Origin of the sequence: Mesorhizobium loti, from assembly GCA_014189435.1 — a bacterium.
Lineage (GTDB): Bacteria > Pseudomonadota > Alphaproteobacteria > Rhizobiales > Rhizobiaceae > Mesorhizobium > Mesorhizobium loti_G.
In genome coordinates this window covers 4,305,169-4,317,389 of record CP050293.1, presented here as the reverse complement: position 1 = coordinate 4,317,389, position 12,221 = coordinate 4,305,169, and the positions used below count along the sequence as shown (strand labels likewise).

Annotated in this window: 11 protein-coding genes; all 11 read right to left on the bottom strand. The window is 63.4% G+C overall.

Translation table 11 applies throughout. From position 1 onward, the window contains the following. From HB777_21075 to tssA, 11 genes are read right to left on the bottom strand one after another with little or no spacing between them, the layout of a single operon-like run. On the bottom strand, positions 1 to 1,323 hold the full coding sequence (locus tag HB777_21075; GenBank protein QND66159.1) for an OmpA family protein: 1,323 nt from the start codon (positions 1,321 to 1,323) through the stop codon (positions 1 to 3). Between the two features lie 4 nt (positions 1,324 to 1,327). Then, entirely contained in the window at positions 1,328 to 2,662 is a 1,335-nt protein-coding gene (tssK, locus tag HB777_21070) for a type VI secretion system baseplate subunit TssK (GenBank protein QND66158.1), read from the bottom strand. Between the two features lie 39 nt (positions 2,663 to 2,701). Then, positions 2,702 to 3,154, bottom strand: coding sequence for a type VI secretion system lipoprotein TssJ (gene tssJ / locus HB777_21065; protein ID QND66157.1), 453 nt, complete (start codon positions 3,152 to 3,154; stop codon positions 2,702 to 2,704). A gap of 3 nt (positions 3,155 to 3,157) precedes the next feature. Next, positions 3,158 to 4,624, bottom strand: a complete 1,467-nt coding sequence (gene tagH, locus HB777_21060; protein ID QND66156.1) for a type VI secretion system-associated FHA domain protein TagH — start codon at positions 4,622 to 4,624, stop codon at positions 3,158 to 3,160. Beyond that, complete coding sequence (gene tssG / locus HB777_21055) at positions 4,621 to 5,688, bottom strand: type VI secretion system baseplate subunit TssG (GenBank protein ID QND66155.1); 1,068 nt, start codon at positions 5,686 to 5,688, stop codon at positions 4,621 to 4,623. The genes tagH and tssG overlap by 4 nt, the downstream gene beginning before the upstream one ends. Continuing rightward, positions 5,652 to 7,526: a type VI secretion system baseplate subunit TssF gene (gene tssF, locus HB777_21050; GenBank protein ID QND66154.1), complete on the bottom strand. Its 1,875-nt coding sequence runs from the start codon at positions 7,524 to 7,526 to the stop codon at positions 5,652 to 5,654. Before tssF ends, tssG begins: the two co-directional genes overlap by 37 nt. A gap of 1 nt (position 7,527) precedes the next feature. Beyond that, positions 7,528 to 8,283, bottom strand: a complete 756-nt coding sequence (gene tssE, locus HB777_21045; GenBank protein QND68849.1) for a type VI secretion system baseplate subunit TssE — start codon at positions 8,281 to 8,283, stop codon at positions 7,528 to 7,530. Further along, entirely contained in the window at positions 8,270 to 8,731 is a 462-nt protein-coding gene (gene hcp, locus HB777_21040; GenBank protein QND66153.1) for a type VI secretion system tube protein Hcp, read from the bottom strand. The genes tssE and hcp overlap by 14 nt, the downstream gene beginning before the upstream one ends. A gap of 47 nt (positions 8,732 to 8,778) precedes the next feature. Then, positions 8,779 to 10,281 carry a type VI secretion system contractile sheath large subunit gene (gene tssC, locus HB777_21035; protein QND66152.1) on the bottom strand — a complete coding sequence of 501 codons (1,503 nt, stop codon included), beginning with the start codon at positions 10,279 to 10,281 and terminating at the stop codon, positions 8,779 to 8,781. 3 nt (positions 10,282 to 10,284) lie between these two features. Further along, positions 10,285 to 10,824, bottom strand: coding sequence for a type VI secretion system contractile sheath small subunit (gene tssB, locus HB777_21030; GenBank protein QND66151.1), 540 nt, complete (start codon positions 10,822 to 10,824; stop codon positions 10,285 to 10,287). 6 nt (positions 10,825 to 10,830) lie between these two features. Next, entirely contained in the window at positions 10,831 to 12,003 is a 1,173-nt protein-coding gene (gene tssA, locus HB777_21025) for a type VI secretion system protein TssA (GenBank protein QND66150.1), read from the bottom strand. Positions 12,004 to 12,221 lie beyond the last annotated feature (218 nt).

The following is a 12,221-nucleotide window of genomic DNA, read 5'->3' as shown; positions in this document are numbered from 1 at the left end:
TCACAGCCTCTTTTCGACAAGCACCTCGACGCGGCGGTTCAAGGCTCGCCCCTGGCGCGTGCTGTCGCTGGCCACTGGATCGGTGGCGGCGCGGCCCTCGGAATGGACGCGGTCCCGTGGCACTCCGTTCTGGACCAGCATGTCGGCAATCGTCTGGGCGCGAGCCTCGGACAGTCGCTGGTTGGTCGACAGCGGATTGGTCTTCTGCAGAGGAACGCCGTCCGTATGACCGATCACCGTGATGTTCCCGATCAGCTCCTGATTGGCGAGGATCACCTTGGCGATCGAACCGATCAGGGGCTCGAAGCCTTCGGTCAGTTGTGGCCGCGACGACTGGAACAGTTCGGGGTCGGAGGCCTGGATGATCAGCTTGGCCAGCGATACGCTCTCGGTGCCGCTGAGCGCGGAGCTGAGGCCGGCCGGCGCTCCGGCCTGAAATTCCGGCAACAGCGCAAAATCCACTTTCTCCGGCGGCGGGGCCTCGACCTTGGGCGACGTACGGCTGATGTCGCCGCGTGCAGGCGGCGGCAAGGCGCGCACAAGGGCGGAAAGCTCGACCGCCTGGCTGCTCAGCCCCATCGAGAGCCCGATATGGATTGCCGTGGCAACAACCGCCGCACCGAGCGCCATGACCCAGATCGGAACGATGAAGCGCTGTGGTTCGTCGGACGCGATCACGCCCTTCCAGTTTGGCGACAGCGGCGCGCCTTCGGCGTCGGCATCGCGCAGGAAGCGTGCCGCCGCCACGCGTACGGCGTTGAGCGATCGGTCGCCTGACCGGCCCGGCACGCGATATTTGCCGCGGAAGCCGAGCGCCATGCAATCATACTGCAGTTCCAGCAATTCGCGATCGCGGTTGGGATGGCGTTCCAGTTCGTCGAGACGCGTGAAGAACTGCGTGCCGGCATCGACATCGCCGCGCAGCATGACCACCAGCGGCTGCCGCGGCCATGCGCTGGCCCCGCCCCATGGCGTGTTGAGCGCCAGATCGTCGAGCAATGCAGCCACCGCCCAGGCTGCCTGGTCGGCCCTCTCCATCGGGGACCCCGTCGACATTGCCAAGTCGCGTGCCCGAACCAGTTCTTCGAGCAATCGGGTGCGCAACGTTTCCGGATTCTCCGGCGGCAGCGCGCTTTCAAGCTCGGGAGCGAATTCGAGCAAGGGCGCGAATGCGTTGACAAGCGCGTTCGGGTGGGTGCGAGAGCGCTTTACCACCGCGCCCGGCAAGAGCGGCGCCATCGGTCGCGGCGTCGGCGCGCCGGTCAATCGTATGCGGGTGCGTTCGCGATCATCCGACAGTCCGAACGGATCATCGCGGCTCATGATCTCACCTGTTCACCGAATAGCAGTCCACCTGCGGCTCGCTCGGCAACACACCCGAAACGCCGATGACGAAGCCGGGAGCATCGAGCAGCGACGCCCAGTGTTCGCTTTTCTGGTCCAGCTCAAGGCACAGCCGATCGCCATCGTAGGGGATCTCGCGCGGCTGGGAATGAAGCGGTTTCAGCGGAATGCCGGGCAAACGCGATTTCCACAGGCCCTCGAACTGGTCGGCCGAGCCGACAGTCGCCTGATTGACGAAGATCTTGCGCAGCGCGTCCTCCGACAGCTCCGAACCGACCCGGATGACGATCCGGCTGGCCACCAGCAGCTTCGGGTTGTCGATGCGGATTTTCCAGACATTGGTCGAATGCCGCATGACAGGCAGCGCACGCGATTTAGGCTCGATGTAACGCAGGCTGAGGATGAGCGAGCGCAGCGCATCCGCCAGCGCCATGTAGGCGGGGCCGGGCGCCATGTGATCGTAGGCGGGCAATTCGCCCAGCCGCCGCGCGCTCGATCCGTAGGTCGCCATCGAACCGGCGAGCCCGGCAAGTTCCAGATAGAGCTCGGCCGGATGGAAGACATCCTGCGCCAGCATGTGGGCCAGCCGCGGACGCGCGGCATTGGCGAGATTGAGCATCAGCAGATCTTCGACGCTACGCCCAGGCCCACCCATGACCATCTTGCCATGCGCCTCGGCGATCTGGTCGAGGCCCGTGACAACCTCCAGAAGCAATTGCCGATACCAGGCCACCGCACCGGTGATCAGTGTCGGCGGCAGGAAGGCCTCGTCCACGGAGACGCCGCCATCGGCTCGAACCCCCTTGAGGTCGGCTATCGGCAAGGCTGTGTAGCCACCGATCGACTTGCCGGGTGCAAGCAGCAGCGCCTGCGGACGGGCGATCTCGATTTCTTCAGGATCTGAACCGCCCTGGACGGCGTCACGCACCGAAACGATCCGTCCGTGATAGCGTGCTCCCGAGGCGGCGGCGTGCGCCGGATCGAAGCCGACACCGCCCGGAGGTTCCAGCGGCAAGGCCACCAAAACCGGCCCGGCGCCCGTGTCCGGGGTGACCAGCAGCGGTCGCGGCGCGTCCATCATGTCTGGGATGGAGAAAGGTGTCCCGTCGGGAAAGATGCCCCGTGCCGACAGGATCGAGATCTGGCCGGCCTCCAGCAATGCCTGATCCAGCGTCAGCTGCTGAAAGCCGAACGTATGCAGTTGCCCGGCCTGCAACGCGCCGCGCACCGTCGCCTCGAAAAAACGATCCTGCTGCTGGAAATGCTGGGTCCGCAGAAACAGACCTTCGGACCACAACACCCTGTTTGCATCGCTCATGCCGCTACTCTCTGCATTGAGCTCCCCTTGCCCTGGCCGCTAGGCGGAAATGCCGCCGCTGCCAAGCGTGACATTGATTGTGAACTTTGATCCCGATGACACCGACTTGGTCGTCCGCCAGTTCCTGCCGGTAGGCTCGCGGATCAGTGCAACCAAGCCCAGCGCCGTCGCATCCGGCTCGACGGTGATGGTCTTGGACGCGGATTTTCCTGGCCCGACGGCGATCTGGTCGGATCCGATGAGATCGCCTGCCAGAGCCGAGCCGGCATCCCCCTGCAGGGCAAAATAGTCGGCGGAATTGAATTTGCCGGTGCTGCGCAGCCGCATCACCAGGACCGTCACCGGCCGGTCACCGCCGCCTGGTCCCGGGTTCATGCCGGCCCCGCCAGTCACATTGATGGTGATCACAGAAGGTTTCGGTGGGCCGCTCTGGCAAGCCGTAAGCAGCCCGGTTGCGCCCAGGGCGACGATGAATTCGCGTCGGTCGATCATGTCTCACTCCTCCTCATATGCATCCCGAAAATCAGCGCCGATTTCACCCAGGAAGCTTTTTTCCGCGCTCTCGGCGATTTCACGATGGCGTTTCTGGTAAAGCTCCCACAGCCTGGCGCCGCGCCCGCCCGAAAGCAGGGTGCTGATCGCGGAATTCGATTTCAGCTCTTCCTCGATCGCTGCCGGGTCAAAACGGTCGATCATCCGCCGCAAGGCGCCCTGTACGCCCCGCCAGGCGCGCACGTGGTGTTGAGCGAGATCGCGAACAGCATCCGCGATTGCCGCTTCGCCGGCGAGAAATCCGGGGCTGCGCTCGGCGAGAAGCGTGACGATGGCGTCGTCGACCGTCGGCAGAAACTTGAGCGGATTGACTTCGGACGCTCCGACCATGGTCTGGGCGACGCGCGCGTTTCCTTTTTCCTCGGCCCGCTTGCGCAGAAGCTGCATCAGGCCTTCCATCATCAGCCGGTATTCGCGGCCAAACTTCTCCATTTCCGCAACGCTGTCGCGCCCGGGGAAATCGGCTTCCTCGACACCCATGCCGTGCAGGAATGCGGAGCGAAGCGCCATGTCCTCCAGTTGAGGCGCTGCCGGTAGGCGGGCAGGTTTGGCAGCAGCACCTGTCCGCACTGGAGGCGGAACGTCAGCCGCTTGCGCGCGCAAATCCCAGGGATTGGCGGATTGTGGTCGTTGGGCGACGCGCTGTCCGGCCGAGCCGGTGCCGTTTGCCGAACCGGGCGCCGCGGCTGATCCGAAACCAAAATCATCGTTGAAATCGGACGGCTTTCCATGAGCGCGTTCGGCTTCCCGGCTGGGAGACGGCACGGGGTCGAGACCGAAGGGGTCCGCCTGGTTCGCCGCGCCGCCCGGTTCGCGGTAAGGGGCGGCATTTTTCGGCACAGGCGTTGAAACCGGATCGAGGCTGAACGGGTCATCGAAAGCAGGCGAGCTGCGCTGGCCGGAGCTGGCACGCTCGAACGCACCCGGAACCGGCTGTTCGAACGGGTTCGGCAGATCCGCCGGACGTGGCCGTCGCGGCTCTTCTTCGACCGTAGCGGAAAAGAAGTCGTCGCGGCCGATGCTCACCGGCGCGCGGGATGCCGGCGGCAGGCGTTCCGGGGCCGGCTGGCCGGTTGTGGGTGCTTGGGCGGTTGGCGTCTGCAGATCGACATGGACGACGTAGTCGCCCAGCCTTAGCCGCATGCCGCTTTGAAGGCGCGTGGACTTGCCGGCGCCGAGCGGACTGTCAGAGTCGTTTATGAACAATCCGCTGCTTGACGTATCGGTGACGAAATATCCATCTCGCCCGCCCGAGATCCTGCAATGAGCCCGCGAAACGAACATGTCGGGATCGTCGATCTGCCAGCCTGCGTCAGCGCTGCGGCCGATCACCAGCTCGCCCTCGTCCAGCCGGGTCTGGCGTACCGCCTGGGTGCGTGGCCCTTGCTCCAGCGTCAGCAGCAGGCTCATGCCGCGACCCCCGCCATTTCCGGCCGCCATCCAACGATTGTCCGCAGCCGCAGATCGTCAGCATCGCCCCTTTCAGCGGGCCGCGCAAGCCAGGCGGTCCGGCCGAGCTGGACCGCACCGAGACGGGGCGGCGGCACGGCTTCGCGCGCCAGCACGATGCGCAGATCGACGTCGAGCGATTCCCCGACCATGTCGCGAACGGCTTGCTTGAACAGTTTGAGCCGCTGGCCGCCAGGCATGAATGCCTTGAAGTCTTCATACCCCAGCGGGCCGACACGCAGTTCGATCCTGCTTTGGCGGTTGAAAACGCGCGGGCCGATCGTGGCCCCCCGGCCGAGCCCTGCATAGGCTTTTGCAAGGCGGGTCTGGAGCCCGGTTGGGATGGTTATCCAGGCGGCGATGAACTCTTTGATCTGAACCGGCACCTTGAACGCTTCCGCCAGGAACAGCGTCAGCCGTTCCGGGCCGTCGACCTGGCTGGCGAGCGAAGCCGCCTGGCGAAGCTTCACCGTATCGAGATCGGTGTTCTGGGTGCCCGGAAGTCCTATTCCCGCCATGGCTTCAAGCATGGCGCGGACGCGCCCGCCGACCGCGCGTTCGACCTGTACGGCCGGATGCGCATCCGCCCATGCCCGATAATACAGGGCGATCATCCGGTGTTGCAGAATGTTGACGAAGTCGACGAATGTCGTGTCGCTGGTTTGCTGGGCATCGGCGCCGGTGAACCAGCGCTGCGACAGACGATCGAGCACCCAGCGTGTCAAATGCAGCGGCAGCGGACCTTCGGGTCCCATCAGGCCGAGATTTGCGACCGTGACCCTGGCCGGAGCCTTGTTTTTCGCGTCGCGGAATTCAACCACGTCCCTGGCCGAAAAGCTGAGACGCACATGCTGTCCGAGCCTTGCCGGCTCGCGCTCCGGCGAGCCGGAATAGCCGAACAGCCCGCCCCTCCGTTCGAGCCGGCGCAACAGCTCGAAGAAGTCGAACGTCTCCGACAGCGCCTCGGCCTGGTTCGGGTCGACTGTGTCTAGATCAGGTAGCGATTGCCGGGCGTCATCGGCCATGGCACATCCTCCTGCTTCTGCAGCAGCCGCGTACGGGTTCGCACGAAGCCGTTTATTCCGGCATGCCGGGCAAACAGCCGTGCCAGCAAGGCCGAAAGCAGCAATGTGCTTTGCCCTGCCAGGACTGACTGGTCGACATGCAATGTTACTTCCGTGCCGCGTCCGAAGCACATCGGCCCGTCGATCTGCAGCCGTTCGATGACCGAGCGCGAGTCGATGCGCACGATCGAATGCACGTTGCGGGCGAGGCTCGGATCTCCCCGGTCGGCGTACAGATCGAGCAGCGCATGCAGCGGATCGACGCCGCGACCTTCCTTGGCAAGGCTGAGAAAGTTGAGCGCTAGTTGCGCCACCAGCCGCCAGGCGAGATTATCGGCGCGGGATTCGCCCGCCGCGCCCATCGGCAGCGCGGCGGGAATGGCCGGGCGAGGCGGACGCAGCGCGCCGAGAAGCCGCACCGTTTCGACCGGGTCGCCGGCCTCCAGCGTCAAGGTGGGATTGTCATCGAGGATCGGCAGATCGCGGTTGGTACAAAGCGCCACGATGTCGACACGCTTCAGCGACCGGTTCGCCGGGCTTTCCACCGGGCGTGAAATTGCCAGGAAAACATCGTCCCCTGCGTAGGAAGTGCGGGTCAGCCCGTCGCGCCGTTCGTCTTCCGTCGCGCGACGGGGGCGCCGCTCGGTGGAGTAGACCCAGCCACTGCCGCGATTCTGACCCAGGCTGAAGAGTTCTGGAATTTCGGCATCGCTGCCACCGGTGTCGGCGTCCTCGACGCGGATGACCCGATAGATTTCGAAGTCGCGCGCCCGCGTTCGGTCGGCATGCAGCACCTGGCGCGTCCTGCGCGGATCAAGCTCGATGACGTTGCACTCACGCTCGAAGAGATTGATGATCGGCGTTGCGAAAAGTTCGAAATCGGCCGGTGTCAGGTCGGCAAGCTCGGGCACTGGACGCCTGAACATGAAGATGATCTCGAGCCCGGCCGTGCATTGGCGCACGACGGGCAGCAGCCCGGAAACCCGCGCATAGTGAAAGCGCTCGGGCATCATGAAATATTCGCGCAGCAGGCGGTACCCCTCGAATGTCGGACGGGTACGAGGCATCAGGGACTCGTCGTCGCTGATGCCGATCATTTCGGGTTCCGGCAAGGGCGATAGGGGATTGGTCTTGCCTTCCGCGCGTGCGCCAACGGCCGAGCAAGCGCCGAAAATCCCGTCGAAGAGCAGGGGGGCCTTGGTGCGTCCGGCAAAATAGAGATCAAGCCGGTCGAGCGACAGTTCGTCGAGCCTGCCTTTTCCGGTCCGGGCGAGCACAATGCGGAGCGCCGCCTCGCCGGTCACACCGCCGATCGGCGCTATTCCCGCCGCCGCCAGCGCGCTGCGATCTTGAAAATAGCTTACCGAAGTGACCGCTATCGGCCACAGCGTGACGTCCTGGGCGGTGGTGAAGGTGCAGCGCGTCGAAAGGCCGGGCTGCAGGCCGGAGACCAGCCGGGTGTTGCGCTTGACGACATGGCCGGCAACCATCGTCTGGACCTGCTGGCCGGGTTTCAGCACCACCATCGCCGTTGCCGGCGCCGGCGTCACCAGATCGGGATAGAGGACATCCAGCACGCTGCGTGAAAACCGCGAGCGCTCGGCATCGACTTTCAGCCGGGTGCGCGCCGCGAGGAAAGCGACGCCGTCAAGCAACCGCTCGACATACGGATCCGGACACGGCACCGTGTCGAGCGACAGATTGCGCGCCACCGCCGGATGCAGGTCGGCAAACTCCGCCGCCAATGCGCGGATATGGGTCAGTTCCTCCTCGTAATATTCCACGAAGACCCGATCCATCTCAGGCCTCCCTAAATTCGGTCCGCGCCAAGCCGTTATCGAGATTGATCGTGGTGCGCAGGCGCATGCGTTCCGGCGTTGGCGTCATGATCAGCACGGCGTCAATCTCGATCTTCAACCCCACGCTCTTGTCGCCAAGCGTCACCGTGACCTTCGTCGTACTTTCCTTGAGGCGTGGCTCGAACGTTGCAAGCACCGTGCGGATCTCGCGCGCGAGCGCCTCGCGATCAAAGTCGCGGGAGGAACGGCCCGAGAACGAGGGTACGCCGTAGTTGATCACGCTTCGACGCACCTCCGGAAAATCGGCGAGCGACGGCGGGTTGTCCGCTGCCTGCTCGCTTTCGAGATCGGAAAGAAGCGGGACAGCCTCGAAGCGCTCGGTGTTGAACAGAGCCTCGATGTCGCGCCGCACGGCCTCCCGGAGCACGCGGGCCGACACGACCACGCCGCGGCTTTCCATCTCCGCGCGGTGCTGGGTCTGAAAGGCCAGGCGGTGCAGACGCCGCTTCTGATCGGCCGTCAACTCCGCATCGGCATCGATGAGCCGCGCGCTGCCCGCAACCAGGCTCTCCAGCCGGTCCGCGCCGAGCTCGTCCTGCAAGGCCTGGCGCAGCCCGTCGATCTCGGAGGTCATGCCCGGCAGGTCGTTGACGAGGCGGTCCCAGAGAGAGGGCTGGACCGCTTCGCGTTTTGCTCGCGAACCAGCGGTAACCTGCAGCTTGTCCGCGTCGGGCCGCCGGCCCTCACTTGCCGACATAGACATCCATTTCGATTTCGTCATTGCCGTCATAGACGAACTTGATCTTCTTGTAGGCGAAGCTGACCTCCTCCTCGATCAGGTCTTCCTCGTCCTCGGCCTGCGACATGTCGTATTCCATGATCGAGGCGTCGGTGAGGGTGACGACCAGGTAATCCTTGGTCTCGCCATCGATGGTCCGGCGTGCCGAGAACACCACTTCGTCCAGCGCCTTGTTCTCGAACAGTGCCTTCTTCAGATAGGGCGAGGACTTGTCATAGTGCTTGGTGAACTTGATCATGCCCAAGGAAACGCGGCCGCGGCGCGACAGCGAATTCGGATCGTATGGCGCGACTATCTTGTAATCGACGCCGTGGATTTCGATTTCATCCTCGTGGCCGTCTCGAGCGCTTGGGCCTTTGATATCCGGAACTTTCAGAAAGCCATCAATCTTCGTACCTGTGGGCATTGTCTTTCTCCACCGCTTTCAAAAAACCAAGATGGTGCTGCTGCAAATCAAGTCTTCACGGACGGCAGTTCCGAGACCAGCCGGAGCGAGGCATTGATGCCCTCGAGCTGGTAATGCGGGCGCAGATAGAAGCGGGCGTTGTAATAGCCCGGCCGCCCCTCGACGCTGTCCACCTGAACCTCCGCCGCGGCAAGCGGGCGCTTGGCGCGCGCCTTGTCGTCGGCAAAGGCCGGGTTGGCCAGCACGTATCGGTTGATCCATTCGGTCAGCCAGATCTGCATGTCGGAGCGCTCTTTGAACGAGCCGACCTTGTCGCGCGCAATGGCCTTGAGGTAGTGCGCAAAGCGCGAGACCGGGAAGAGATAGGGCAGGTTGGCGCTCAGCCGCTCATTGGACTGCGCGTCGGGGTCGACCAGCCGCCCAGCCCGCGTCTCGTCGTCCTGCAGTGAGTGTGCGCCGATGAAGGCCGCGAGATCGGTATTCTTTCGATGCAGGATCGGCATCAGGCCAAGCTTGGCCAGTTCCGCTTCGCGTCGGTCGTCGATGGCAACCTCCGTCGGACATTTCATCGCTATCGACCCGTCGTCGGTCGGGAAGCTGTGCACCGGCAGGTTGAGGACCGTGCCGCCATTCTCGACGCCGCGGATCTGCGTGCCCCAGCCATAGAGCTTGTGGCTGCGGTTTATGTTGACGCCCATCGGGAAGGCGGCGTTCATCCAGACATATTTGTTGTGATCGCCCTGCACCTCTTCCTCGAAGGTGAAGCCCTTCACCGGAACGGTATCCGTGCCGTATGGCAGCCGCGCCAGGACGCGCGGCATGGTCAGGCCGATATAGCGAGCGTCCTCGCTCTCGCGCAGCGACTGCCACGAGGCATAGGCCGGGTTGGAGACGATCTGCTGCAGATCTTGCGGGTTCGGCAATTCCTGCCAGCTGTCCATGCGGAACAGGCGCGGCGAGGCGGCTGCGATAAACGGCGTGTGCGCCGAAGCACAGATGCCGGAGATGTTGCGCAGCAAGCCGACGTCGCGCGGGTGGTTCGAGAATTCGTAGGCGCCAATCACACAGCCGATCGGCTCGCCGCCAAGCATCGAATACTCGTCCGTATAGACTTTCTTGAAGATGGGGCTCTGGTCCCACATCTGGCCTTCATAGTCTTCAAGCGTGTCGGCCAGTTGCTCCTTGGAGATGTTCATCACTCGGATCTTCAGCTTCTGATCCGTCTCGGTGTTGTTGATGAGATACCAGAGGCCGCGCCATGTGCCTTCCATCTCACGCACTTCGGGCGCGTGCAGGATCTCGTTGACCTGTGTCGTCAGCATCTTGTCGATGCCCGCGATCAGCGACTTGATCGACTTGATCGCATTGGACGAGATGGTGGTGGTATCGGAACGGGACTGTGCAGCGAGCGCGAGATTGCGCACGAGTTGCTGCAGCTTCTCGCTGTCGTCCTTCTTGACCTTGAAATCCTTCTCGAGGAGCCCGCTGAATTCTCCAAGGTCGATGGCTTCGGCCTCGGCGACGGCGGCGGTCTTTTGCTGTTCGGCCATGATTTACTCCCCAACCTTGTCGTCGTCGGCCAGCGCCTGGCTGGCGATCTTGCCAAGAAGCGGTTCGTTGTTCAGAAGCTGCGCGATGCGTTTTTCGGCGTCGACGCGGCCATCCATGAAGCCAAGCAGCTCCTCGAGCTGGCGACGCATCTTGAGGATCTCGGCCAGTTGCGGAACTTGCTCGGCAATCTTGTCCGGGGCGAAATCGCCCATTCTGGAAAATGTAAGATCGAGCGCCAGTTCCTCGTCCCGCTCGGCGCCTTCAGCCTGAGGCAGCGTATTCTTCACGCGGGCTTTTACGCGGGGTCCGAGCGCTTCCATGAACTTGGGGAAGCGGTTCGCGTCGGTCTCGACAAAGGAGCGGTCCAGCACCGACTTTGACGCTTCCTTGGTTTGCGAAGCACCGGAAAGGTCGGCCATCACGCCCATGACGAACGGCAGTTCGATCGTCGTCGGACTACCGTAGGTTTCCACATCGTAGGCGATCTGCACCCGCGGCGCGCGGTTTCGTTCGATGACCTTCGCTTTGCTTTCGGCTGGCATGTGTTGTTACCTTTCATCCTTCTGAGCCGTCTTCTTGGCATCGGGAACGCCGGCAAGGAGCCGGAATTCCTTCAGGCCCGACGGGGCGAGATCTTCCATCAGTTCAACGAAATCCATATGCACCATCCGGCGCACACGCCGCGCCAGGTGCGGTATAGGGCTCGACGGTTCGGTGCGGTCATAGAAGGCGACGACGAGGTCGAGGCATTTCACCACGTCGTCGCGTGAGGAAATCCGGTCGGGAAGCCCCGTGCTCGAGTCCGTGTAGCTTGCCGCACTTGCCATAGTATCGGCTCCATGACCGTTTCGAGCAGGCATTGCCGGTTCTGCCGGCGTGGGCGGCTTGGCCGCGCCATTCACCACCGCGCCGGCTGCCGAATTCCGTTCGAGGGTCGTCAGCAAACGCTGCAGAAACCGTTTCAATTCCGGAACAGGCGCGCCGCTGCTCTCGAGACGTGCGTTGAGCGCGGTCTCGACCGCATCAAGGGCCACGATCGCTGCTCGGGCGTCGGCGACGAGCAAGACCATTTCTGCGTTGGCTTGATCCATCTGTGCCGCACATCCGGCACGCACCCGGTTCAACAATTGTCCGTGCGCACTGACCAGCGCGGCCTTTTCAGCCGCATTCAACCCGGAGGCGGCTTCCTGGAGCATGACGCGGTCGTCGAGCGCACCCTTTTCCAGATCCTTGCCCTGAATCGGGCCGATTGCACGCGGCGCAAAGAACGTCATTTGCCGCAGGTTCGCCAACAACCCCTCCTGACCATTCTGGAGGTCGAGCAGCGCGTTGATACGGCGCAAGGCGGCATCGCGTGGCGAAGCGTTGGGCCGCAGTGCCGGATGCATGGTTTCCCAATGCTGATCGAAGGTCTGCGCAATAAGGGTCAGCCCTTGCGCGAGCCCGGCCAGTCCTTCTTCATTGGCCAGCGCGCGCGTGACGACGACCAGCAGGCGCAGGTCCCGGCCATGCGCGCGCAATTCCTCCGCCTTGGCGAGCACCGCGGGCCAGTCGACCGGAATGGTGCTTTGCGAGGCGGGTTTGTTTTGGCCGTCGTGGACGACCTTGATCTCGGGCTCCGTCAGGCGCTCCAGCTCATGAAAAGCCGGGTCGTTGCGCAAATCCTCCCCTGACGGATTTTCACCGTCGAGCGGAGCAAGCCAGAGTGCGACATCAATCACACCAACCCCCAGCGATCGGCCATCAAACCATACGTGACCCTACGGTATCACACGGTTGCACTTTACCACAATTCAAGCACTGCTCAAAAAATTAACGAAAGCTGACCAGACCACTTCTGCGGTGCCAAAACCTTTGTTCAGGTTGCCGATCCTGTATGTAAAATGCATGACACGGAGGCGGGCAATTGCGTGGTTGTTTGCAGCCGATGGTGAGGTAC

Excerpts from the sequence above, each read along its gene's own strand:
- HB777_21075 (QND66159.1), bottom strand. The coding sequence starts at position 1,323 with ATGAGCCGCGATGATCCGTTCGGACTGTCGGATGATCGCGAACGCACC.
- tssK (QND66158.1), bottom strand. The coding sequence starts at position 2,662 with ATGAGCGATGCAAACAGGGTGTTGTGGTCCGAAGGTCTGTTTCTGCGG.
- tssJ (QND66157.1), bottom strand. The coding sequence starts at position 3,154 with ATGATCGACCGACGCGAATTCATCGTCGCCCTGGGCGCAACCGGGCTG.
- tagH (QND66156.1), bottom strand. The coding sequence starts at position 4,624 with ATGAGCCTGCTGCTGACGCTGGAGCAAGGGCCACGCACCCAGGCGGTA.
- tssG (QND66155.1), bottom strand. The coding sequence starts at position 5,688 with ATGGCCGATGACGCCCGGCAATCGCTACCTGATCTAGACACAGTCGAC.
- tssF (QND66154.1), bottom strand. The coding sequence starts at position 7,526 with ATGGATCGGGTCTTCGTGGAATATTACGAGGAGGAACTGACCCATATC.
- tssE (QND68849.1), bottom strand. The coding sequence starts at position 8,283 with ATGTCGGCAAGTGAGGGCCGGCGGCCCGACGCGGACAAGCTGCAGGTT.
- hcp (QND66153.1), bottom strand. The coding sequence starts at position 8,731 with ATGCCCACAGGTACGAAGATTGATGGCTTTCTGAAAGTTCCGGATATC.
- tssC (QND66152.1), bottom strand. The coding sequence starts at position 10,281 with ATGGCCGAACAGCAAAAGACCGCCGCCGTCGCCGAGGCCGAAGCCATC.
- tssB (QND66151.1), bottom strand. The coding sequence starts at position 10,824 with ATGCCAGCCGAAAGCAAAGCGAAGGTCATCGAACGAAACCGCGCGCCG.